Origin of the sequence: Priestia sp. TSO9 (assembly GCF_021029645.1) — a bacterium.
Lineage (GTDB): Bacteria > Bacillota > Bacilli > Bacillales > Bacillaceae_H > Priestia > Priestia megaterium_E.
On record NZ_JAJEKD010000020.1, the window covers coordinates 1 to 9130 of the forward strand.

A 9130-nucleotide genomic window follows, 5' to 3' on the forward strand; every position below is an offset into this window, starting at 1 on the left:
ATTCTTGCTTTGTTTCACTTAAATCATGCTTTAATGCTTTATTCTCTTTCTCATAGCGATCCACCTCGTGACTCAATGCATGCGTGCGCTCATGCTCGGCCGCCAATGTTTGCTGCAGCTCTTTTGTTAGGTTCATAAGCTCATAAAAATCTGCTTCTTCCACTTTTACTTTGGAACCCATGACAGTCTTGGCCGCCTCGACTTCAAGAGGTTGGCTACTTAACTCTTCAATACGTCTCTCACTGCGTATCTCAACGGGTGGTGCTGTTTTCATTTCAACAAAACTATCCATCTGTCGAATCTTTTTTTTCATGTAAGCCACTTGTTGATCCAACTGCTTTAGCTCTTTTTCACGTTCTTCTCTCTTAAACTCATGAACACTTTTATGCTGCAGCTCGCTTGGCTCGCCACGCTCAATATCATAGCCACGTTTGTTCATGTAGTTGTGAAAATCATCTTGGATTCTACGAATTTTCGTTTTGCCATGAAAGTACTCTTTCGCCGCCAAGCGCCGATCATCTGTGATCGGAACAAACCCCACGTGCATATGTGGCGTAGCTTCATCGTTATGTACCACGGCATATAACATGTTCTGCTGGCCATACTTACCAGAAATATGATCCAGTGATGCTTCAAAATATTTACGCTGCTCGTCTGGCGACATCGCATGCATATACTCCGGACTGGCCGACACAAAGAACTCTGCCACCAGGACCGCATCATTCCGAATTTTTCGTTTCACACGGGTGGCCGTCATCTTCTTAATTTCTTCATGATACTTAATTTTGTCCTCGTTCACCAAGTCATAGTTGAGCATCGTTCTGGTTGAATCGATGTCTTTATTTTTACTGTTCTCGCCTTCTCGTTGGTTGTGTTTCTGGATCCCCAATATTGCGTCTTTGTGGAACTTTTGCATGCGGATAATCCCATATTTGGCCATCCCTCAATCCCCCGTTTCGACCACTATACTTGGGTCTATCATACCACAACTTTATATTTGGTGTAACGCACTACACCAATTTTTCATCTTCGATCAAATTGGGAGCGCGCTCTACGAGGTGGCGGTCGGTGTTCCTCCCTGTGTTTGGCTCCGCCAAAATGAAAAAGGACATCCTCAACGGATGCCCTTTTTCATCAAGACCGTGGACGCCGTCCACCACCTGTAAGGGGAACTCTTCCCCTTAACCCCATCTAAAAAACTCCCCCAACCCCCTCACTTTTTGAGGGGGCTCCCTCGCCGGTTGGCGTCAAACAAACGCGTTTGTTTGAGTGCCAAGAGGGTCTTGGTATAGTGACATTGTCAATTCCTTAATGCTCCCTACGGTCCGCTTACCATTGACAATGGCCGCATATACTCCACTTACGTTACCATAGCTGTATCACATGATATGTCGCTGATTTTTGCATGTCACGGTCTGACATATCCCTTGTGTTAATCATTGCTGTCACTGCATTTATAGCTTGATACAGTGACATACCAACATACTTAATTCTTTCCTTTAAGTCTAATACCGTTAGCAAAGCTGATGTTTTCTTTAACAAGTTGAAATCCGTATAAAAGTAACGACTTTACAGAAAATATAATCATCACTTGAGGCCTGCTTAATCTCACATAAGAAAAGACTCCTAACTTTTTCAGAAAGTCTGAAAATGGAAAGATAAAAAACAAATCCGTGAAAAAATTAACAACTAGATACTTAAAGAAATGACCATACGTGTATTTTAAAATCCACATGGATCCAATTAAATACTGGCCCCATAAAAGTGGTGTTTCGCCTCGAGCTTTTGGAAACAAACGCTCATAGAACCACCACCACTTTCTTTTTTCAGCGATGTAACTTTCTAATCGAATCATTAACGTTATAAACAAACTAGCTGCAAAAAATCGCCTAATTGATTTTTTGCCTAGAAAAGGTACACTAAGCCAAGGTACAAGCATAATACTCCATAACCAAATTCTTGGGTGTTTTGTCACTCTAGGGAACCTCCTATTAAATAAATCATATTTAATGTCTCCTTAGAGTATAAAAAATATCAATGGTTAGTTATAATTCTGTTCGGTCGTTAGCTTGAGGCGGCTTTTCCAACCAACCTTTTTGAATCATAAGATTTCCCCACATAGTAGAAATTTTTATATCCCCCAAGATGGCCTCTTCGCAGCGACCTATTATATCTAGTCTCATACTTGTTGCCATAGCATTTGAATAATAGGTCATTCCTAAGTTAAACATAAAACCAGCATGAAATAGTAGTAAACGATTAGAAAAAGGTAACGTCTTAGAATTAGTAACTTCTTTATCTAACAAGCTTGGTGTATGTAGGTTTTCTCCATGTAAAATCGATGAAAAGATATCAATATGCTTGTTTAGCACTTTTAGCCCCTTTTCCATGAAGCTTCTGACTGGTTTGTCAGTAGCTACTTGTTGGAAACCAAGAAGTAAGCCTTTGGCTACAATGCTTTTTCTTAAGTTACCGTAGATATTCCCGGCTTCCATAGAGTTCAACGGCCTCGTTTTTCCTATAATATCCATTGCATATTCTACGCTATCGATTAATTCACTTTGCTTAGATACAAAAAAGTATGGGTCTTTTTCATAAAGCCCTTTGGCCGTCAGAATATCAACAGATTGGTTATAGACGTTCATAGCGTCATTTGTACACTGAAAGTAAAAGTCTCTAATATCTCTTCTGACTGCTCCACTAAAAGATAGCGTATGGCCAGAGAGGCCATGGGTAGTCATATCATGTATGTAATGCAACCAAAATGTATCAGTAAATAACGATTGGGCTTTAGGATTTACGTCTTTATCAGTAAATCCAGTAGGTAAAGGGACTTTTTCTTGTTTTAAAATTTTCTTTACGAATTTTAAATGTTGAGTAGATAGATCCATACAATAATTGAATAGAGAAGCAACTTCTTGATCCTTTGTTGTTTTAACTACGTATTTGCTAATACAAATGGCCATAGTCTCTCTAATATATTGAACCCACAGACTTGTGACTTCCGAAGAGGTCAATCTATTATCGTTTTGCTTGTTCATATTTCTTACCTCCGTAACAACTAAACCATATAGCTTAGTTTGTCCGGGAAGCATCTATTTATGAAAAGCAGCGTGTCGCCTGTCGCTTCGCACCCAATATGCTGACTTAGAAAGAAGTCAAAACAGCTTGGCCTCCATAATAAATAAAGCAAAAGGATATCCTTTTGCTTTTAAAATAAACATTATTCATTTACACATAGTAGGTTGATCAATAGATAGAATGGGCTGTTCCACTTTGGCATTTGTCATTTGTTCCTGAACGAAAATCCATATAGCAATATTGATTACGACGGCCACCAATAGAAAACTTTTATTTTTACTAATAAAGTTTCCTCCTTTGAGTCATAGTCACAACAAAGGCCGCCCATTATGTATCATCCTATAAGGCGGCCTTCATTGTATGTATGCTACATGTATATTCGCATATCCATGACAGTATTTTTAAAATCTCAATTCCTGTGGCCGCCTAAAAATAAATCAAAACAGGAGAATAAGAGAAAAAACTTCTTTATAGCCACATGATTACTAACGTAATCAAATGTATCTATAAAAAAGTGTCTTGAAAAACCACACTAGATTATGATTATTTTCTAAAGAAGCCGACAACGGCCACCGTAATAAGCTTAAGAAGTACATATCATATGCGATATACCATGCTACATAAAAGAAGACACCTTAAAGGTGCCATTTTTTAATAAAGCTTTTTTATATCTTTTGAAAAACATAGTACATGCTGTTCATCATATAGAAACTTATATTTTAGTTAAATCCTTAATTCGCCATCAATCGTATATTATATTTTTTCCTTCTTCACTTAACTTTTTTAAAGCTGTAAGCATATGATTTATTTCTTCATCAGAGTGTCTTTCCCATGAACTTAATTCAGCCACTATTTTCAACGGAGATTTAGATCTATAAGAACGTGTTGGGTTTCCAGGGAACTTTTTGTCAGTTAAATTTGGATCATTTTCAAAATCGCCTAAGGGTTCTACAACGTAAATTCTCTCTTTTGAATTAGATCTTGCTAACTCAGCACCCCATTTAGCAGCGTTTAATGTTCCAGTAAAATAGATATGGTTAGATTTTTTATCCTGATAATTAGATAAATACAACGGCTCAAGCAGATCTCCAATCTTTAGTTCTGCTTTAGTACCATGAAAAAACGGACCAGGATCTAAGACATTTTTCTTGTCATTCATATAGCCACACCCTTTACACTTTTTGACTTGCGTATAACAGTATAAGGCTGGACATGAGTGAAAAAACAGTCTATAAATAATTTTTAAATAGGGTTATAATTAAAGTAGAGATTAAGATGTGATCGGAAACAAACCACCTAAATAAAAAAAGGGCTGCTAATTAATTAGCAGCCCTTTTTTTATTTCCAAAATTCCCACCACTTCTTTTTCTTTTCTTCACTGGCAGCAATAAGTTTTTGCGTTTCTTGAATTCCCTTAACAGCATCTAAAAGTTCACGATCTCTATTCTCTAATTTCTTTGAAATATACTCATCTCTTTGTTGGATCTGCTTCAATAATTCTTGGTTGAATTTCATTTGTTCTTCTTTAAAATCTTCAAATTGTTTTAGTAATTGCTCATACTGCTGTGTCCCCTGATATGTCACTGATTCCTCTGTGTCACGGTCTGACACATCGACTTCATCAACAGTTGATATTACTGCGTTTATAGCCTGATCCAGTGACATATCAGGGTGCTTTATTAACTCTCTAATCTTACGCAAAACCATTATATCTTTATCAAAGAAACCTCTGTGGCCTAACTCGTTTTTATGGATATGATACCCTGCTTTTTCAAGCAGCTGAGAATACTTACGAACAGTAGAACTCTGTATCGCTAAAAGCATAGCGACATCCCTTGCTGTATAAACCTTTTGCTGCTTTCTTGTGTCACCTGACATATCACCCAACCTCCTGCTATGTCCTATGATATGTCATTCGATATATAAAAGAAAAGTTCCTTTTAAAAGATGATTTAGACTTATATTTTAGAATCACGTGGCCGCCTTCGTTTTGGGGTGTGAGGCTGGCTTAAAAAATAGTGTAGATAGATCATGAAAAAGAGTAGAATTTCGGACAGTTGCTCTGGCGGTTCGGCAGGTATAATGGCCGTTGTAAGCCGAGCATCTTTAACTTCGTTTTGGGTATGTTCGGCTTGGCGATAAAACCAATCCTGCCGAAATTTGAAATACAAGGAGAAAAGAGTGGAGATTTTTTAAGTGATTTTCTTAAAAAATACTACTCGAACCTTGTATTTCAAATAGCTATAACTTTTAAAACAGTAAAAAATTCTGTAGTAATGAAAAATCATTATTACAACACAAAAAAAGAACCCAGATCTCTAGGTTCTCTTTTGTAATTTATTAAGTAATTACCACCAACAAGTCGCGTAGTAACCGACACCACCTGTAACAAATCCTCCAGCGCCTCCAGGAATTGCACCTGCTCCACCGCCAGCGATTGCTCCACCTACAGCACCTGTAGCTGCTCCACCAACCATAGCCTTAAGAGCACTTTTAGCTTTACAACTAGATAAAGACATAGTAGTCATTTGTGAAGTTGTATTTTCTTTATCCTCATCTACATATTTATCATAGTTAGGTCCTTTTACGATTTGATTGTCTTCATTAATCTCAGTAATACCTTTTTCTATATCATAATTGATATTTGCTAATCCTATTTCAAGGATGATAGCTGTTTTTTTATCAAACTCTGTTTCAATAGTTTGAGTATCTAAAGTGCCAAAACCATCTTTGTCTCTTTTAAAGACTATATCAGATTTACCATCTACTGCTTCAAGAGCTAGATTAATATCTTCTTCGCTGATAGATTTTAAATCAAAATTTTCTTTTTCTAATTTAGATTCAAGTTTTTCCCATGTAACACGTTCAAATTTACTACTTGTAGAAGCATTAGCAACACTTCCACCTACAGAAATAGACAGCAATAAAGTTAACGCTGCTACTAACTGTACAACTTTCTTCATAAAAAAATTTCCCCTTTCTTTATTCGTGCACAATAATTTAGCATGCAAACTACATGATAACAATTTACCATTTATCTGTAAACACTACATTTTTTTGGGATTAGATGTTAGAATTGTTATGGTAAAAAAGGAAAAATTATTGAAACACTTCTTCGAAAGGAGAGACTTTATGTTATTAAAAACACTAGTTGCAGCAATCATCGGAGGTATTATCTTTCCATTTCTAATGAAGCTATTTACTTCTAAAAAAGAAAATGGCAAAAATAATAATTATTTGTTACAAGGGTTAATATTTGCTGTTCTATTTTTTATTATACTTTTAATTATAAAGCCCTACAGTTAATAATTATTAAAATAAACCCAAATTAACATATAAAAAGACGGATAAATATCCGTCTTTTTTTTATATGTTTTTATAAAAAATAATATAAAAAGACCCTTGCAATTCTATCAGCGAATTGCTATTTAATAAGAGAGTGAGAAGGACAACACTAAAAAAAGACTAAAAATCCAGTAATACCAATGGTTTTGAGATTTTTCATAGTTATCGATTTCGATAACTTTAGTTATCGAAATCGATAACTATGAAAAACAAGAAAATAAAAAATCCGTAGTTATCGATTTCGATAACTACGGAAAAATTAAAATAATCGTTCAGGTAATTTTTTAAGTGCTCTAGGAGTTTTTCTAAACATAGTTTGTAAAGTTTCGTTGATATTGTCACGATCTCCACAATAAATAATATGAGGATTTATATAAAGTGCATACATCCTAGCATTTACATCATCTTTTCCACTCTCTGCCTTGGACATAATACCTTTATCTATCAACTGCTTAACAAGTCTACTTACAGTAGGTTTACTAGAACCTAGTTTTTGAGCTAAATCACTTTGACTCAAAGGAACTGGAGATTTCTTATTGATATCATCTACTAAACAATTTGAACGAAAACCTATATAAGGGATAACTCTATTTAAAAACTTATACTCTTCAGTTTTCAAATAATCAATTTCAAACAAGTAACCCCAGTTAGGCTGAATAATTTGAGCAAATTTTGCTTTGTTTTTAATTTTTTTTTCAGGGACTAACTTCATTTTACCTGCATTTGCTTTAGCTTGCAGTTGATTTGCTAAATCTAATTCCTCTTGTGATAAAACCTGTGAATTTTCAATATCTCTTAATCTAGCTTTTCTTTCAGCTGCTTCTAATGCTTTTTCCAACTTTAATTCCTCCATTTTTTTGTGGAAGGAACTAACCTTATTGTGTTAGAATACATTTATAAAGTTATGTAGTTGAAGGTTAATTCCTTCTGTAATAGTTTTAGAAGAAGTCCTCCTAGTCCTGGAAAACTTGAGGGCTTTTTCTTATGTCTAATTTTCTACCAAATCCTACATTTTTGCAAACCCTATTTGTAAAATGAACAAGAAAACTCACCTATAATGTCGGTGAGTTCTTTAGTCTATTAATCCTTTTTCTTTAAATACTTTTCTTAACGCTTCATTTACCAATTCAGATTTATAACTCTTAGGAACACGATCAATAATACTTAACACATCGTCATCAAAATAAAAACCTCGGTATACTCTTTTAGAACGATCTTTTGGACTTTGCAGTAAAAGATCAATTGCATCTACTTTGCTCTCATTTGTACTAGCTTTTGAAGAACTAGCACTAGTGCTTTCACTTTCATTTAAATAGCTAATACTAGCTGCTACTTCGCTATTGGCTAGCTTTTGTTTTGCTGGCATTTTACTGTTTTTGGAGATAAGAGTACTAAAATCAACATCTAAAGGTTCTGATTCTTCTCCAACATAGCGATAAATACTTTCCTTACTATCCCATTCATAGCCTAATTTTTTAATCTTTGATTGAATAGTACGAGTGCTCACATTATATTGATCAGCTAATTCTTTAATAGTGATTTCTTTCATCATAATTCCATTTAACATCTTTTTTACCAGCATACTACTAGCCTCCACTTCTGTTTTAAAAGTATAGTACTAGTATTCAAATGCAAAGTAATATTTCCTGCTATAATTTTTCAAGGGTGTATAGCTATTTTAATCTTTGAGCAAACTACAGGAGAAGTCTTGTAGGACTCCACTTACAACCTAATTTTATTTATCAGTAGAAAAAGCTACCTTTCTTCTTTAAAATCCTTTTTTATAGTCCAAAATGTTTTCTTTAAATCATCATAAAAAAACATCGTTAAGAATCCTAGTATTGTAACACCAGCTGAAAATGCACCTAAATCTAAAAATAATCCTACAAATACAAGGATGATTCCAATTACAAAACCAGGATCTGATAAATCCTCAATTTTATTCTTTTTTTGATCTATTACTATCTTTTTCTGAAAAGAACGATCACCTTTAATTAGTTCATCTAACGTCACATTATATAGATCACTTAGCTTAATAAGATTTTCAATATCGGGATACCCTTTATTATTCTCCCACTTATATACAGCTTGTCTAGACACATTCATGGCTTGGGCCAATTCTTCCCTAGAAAGATTTTTTTCTTCCCTTAATCTTTGCAATTGTTCTCCTAAGTTCAACTTAACCACCTCTTACGCCCACTTTATAACAAATATGTAAAAACCTCCACAAACGCTTAGTACTAAGCCGTAAACCATTGGTTAACATAATCAACATTATCGGAAATGACTTTAAAGTAAGTTAAATTTAAAAAACAGCAATCCAAGAACAATAATTAAAACAATTAGTACAAGGCTGGCTCCTGAACTATGTAACATATTTATAAAAAGAACACTAGAGATCAAAATTATAAATATCCCTATTACATTTAACAACGTTCTATTTTTCAAATCTTCATCTCCTTTTAATTCGTATTCACCATCCACTTTATTCCATATATACAACTTTAACACTTTATATTATCGCAAATAAAGGATTTAAAACTATGTATACTCCATACAAAATTAGTTTACATAATACCTCTTTCCGGAACACACGACAAAAAGAATCCCTTGCGCTGCAAGGGATTTAAAACAGCCACCTCTTACAAAGTATGCAGCTTTTTATACATCGTTGATAGAATAGGCATTCTATTGATCAAATCAA

At 34.6% G+C, this 9130-nt stretch carries 10 protein-coding genes; 1 reads left to right on the plus strand and 9 read right to left on the minus strand.

What is annotated here, in order from left to right; genetic code table 11:
- The 6 genes from mobV to LJC66_RS27125 form a co-directional block, all read right to left on the minus strand.
- Positions 1-940: MobV family relaxase (gene mobV, locus LJC66_RS27100; RefSeq protein ID WP_230933896.1), on the minus strand; the 940-nt coding region annotated here is incomplete at its 3' end.
- Positions 941-1486: 546 nt separating this feature from the next.
- Complete coding sequence (locus LJC66_RS27105) at positions 1487-1975, minus strand: hypothetical protein (RefSeq protein ID WP_230933897.1); 489 nt, start codon at positions 1973-1975, stop codon at positions 1487-1489.
- Positions 1976-2045: 70 nt separating this feature from the next.
- Entirely contained in the window at positions 2046-3041 is a 996-nt protein-coding gene (locus LJC66_RS27110; RefSeq protein ID WP_230933898.1) for a DUF3231 family protein, read from the minus strand.
- Between the two features lie 782 nt (positions 3042-3823).
- Positions 3824-4240: an NAD(+)--rifampin ADP-ribosyltransferase gene (gene arr, locus LJC66_RS27115; RefSeq protein ID WP_025753635.1), complete on the minus strand. Its 417-nt coding sequence runs from the start codon at positions 4238-4240 to the stop codon at positions 3824-3826.
- A gap of 179 nt (positions 4241-4419) precedes the next feature.
- A complete protein-coding gene (locus tag LJC66_RS27120; protein ID WP_098433854.1) occupies positions 4420-4959 on the minus strand; it encodes a DUF3967 domain-containing protein in 540 nt (179 codons plus the stop codon).
- A 470-nt stretch (positions 4960-5429) separates the two neighbouring features.
- Positions 5430-6044: a hypothetical protein gene (locus LJC66_RS27125; protein WP_230933899.1), complete on the minus strand. Its 615-nt coding sequence runs from the start codon at positions 6042-6044 to the stop codon at positions 5430-5432.
- 169 nt (positions 6045-6213) lie between these two features.
- Here LJC66_RS27125 and LJC66_RS27130 point away from each other — a divergent pair, with 169 nt between their 5' ends.
- The gene (locus tag LJC66_RS27130; RefSeq protein ID WP_165803268.1) at positions 6214-6387 is read left to right on the plus strand and encodes a hypothetical protein; all 174 of its coding nucleotides are present in this window, start codon (positions 6214-6216) and stop codon (positions 6385-6387) included.
- Positions 6388-6685: 298 nt separating this feature from the next.
- On the opposite strand, the gene LJC66_RS27135 is transcribed toward LJC66_RS27130, so the two are convergent.
- The 3 genes from LJC66_RS27135 to LJC66_RS27145 all read right to left on the minus strand — a co-directional run bounded on the left by LJC66_RS27135 (position 6686) and on the right by LJC66_RS27145 (position 8613).
- Positions 6686-7264: a MarR family transcriptional regulator gene (locus LJC66_RS27135; RefSeq protein WP_223269071.1), complete on the minus strand. Its 579-nt coding sequence runs from the start codon at positions 7262-7264 to the stop codon at positions 6686-6688.
- Between the two features lie 234 nt (positions 7265-7498).
- Positions 7499-8008 (minus strand): HTH domain-containing protein, encoded by a 510-nt coding sequence (locus LJC66_RS27140; RefSeq protein ID WP_230933900.1) that lies wholly within the window; start codon positions 8006-8008, stop codon positions 7499-7501.
- A gap of 173 nt (positions 8009-8181) precedes the next feature.
- Positions 8182-8613, minus strand: a complete 432-nt coding sequence (locus LJC66_RS27145; protein WP_374199273.1) for a helix-turn-helix domain-containing protein — start codon at positions 8611-8613, stop codon at positions 8182-8184.
- Positions 8614-9130: the final 517 nt, after the last annotated feature.

Excerpts from the sequence above, each read along its gene's own strand:
- LJC66_RS27125 (WP_230933899.1), bottom strand. The coding sequence starts at position 6,044 with ATGAAGAAAGTTGTACAGTTAGTAGCAGCGTTAACTTTATTGCTGTCT.
- arr (WP_025753635.1), bottom strand. The coding sequence starts at position 4,240 with ATGAATGACAAGAAAAATGTCTTAGATCCTGGTCCGTTTTTTCATGGT.
- LJC66_RS27130 (WP_165803268.1), top strand. The coding sequence starts at position 6,214 with ATGTTATTAAAAACACTAGTTGCAGCAATCATCGGAGGTATTATCTTT.
- LJC66_RS27120 (WP_098433854.1), bottom strand. The coding sequence starts at position 4,959 with ATGTCAGGTGACACAAGAAAGCAGCAAAAGGTTTATACAGCAAGGGAT.
- LJC66_RS27110 (WP_230933898.1), bottom strand. The coding sequence starts at position 3,041 with ATGAACAAGCAAAACGATAATAGATTGACCTCTTCGGAAGTCACAAGT.
- LJC66_RS27140 (WP_230933900.1), bottom strand. The coding sequence starts at position 8,008 with ATGCTGGTAAAAAAGATGTTAAATGGAATTATGATGAAAGAAATCACT.